Source organism: Lactobacillus nasalidis (genome assembly GCF_016587775.1).
Lineage (GTDB): Bacteria > Bacillota > Bacilli > Lactobacillales > Lactobacillaceae > Lactobacillus > Lactobacillus nasalidis.
This window is the reverse complement of the sequence record NZ_BOCG01000690.1, coordinates 1-407: the sequence shown is the minus strand read 5'-3', so window position 1 is coordinate 407 and position 407 is coordinate 1. Positions and strand designations below refer to the sequence as shown.

Genomic DNA, 407 nt, shown 5'->3' with positions numbered 1-407 from the left:
TTTTCCCAAATGCTTCTGCTATCCTCTGAAGTGCCATGACTCAGTCCTACAACCCCGGCAGATAAATCTGCCGGTTTGGGCTCTTTCCTGTTCGCTCGCCGCTACTTGGGAAATCGAATTTCTTTCTCTTCCTGCAGCTACTTAGATGTTTCAGTTCACTGCGTGTTCCTTTCATAAGCTATGTATTCACTCATGAATAACATGTCTGCACATGCTGGGTTCCCCCATTCGGAGACCTCCGGATCAAAGCCTACTTACGGCTCCCCGAAGACTTTCGCGGTTAGTCGCGTCCTTCATCGGCTTCCAGTGCCAAGGCATTCACCGTGCGCCCTTCTTCACTTGACCTAACAAGTTTTGTTCTTTCGAACTCTCTCGGTCGCTTTGCAATCGTTCATTGATCTCAATGA

The 407-nt window shown here is 48.6% G+C and carries 1 rRNA gene; it reads right to left on the bottom strand.

Going from position 1 to position 407, the window contains the following annotated elements:
• Positions 1 to 345 (bottom strand): 23S ribosomal RNA (locus lacNas_RS13180); the annotation flags it as partial.
• Positions 346 to 407 lie beyond the last annotated feature (62 nt).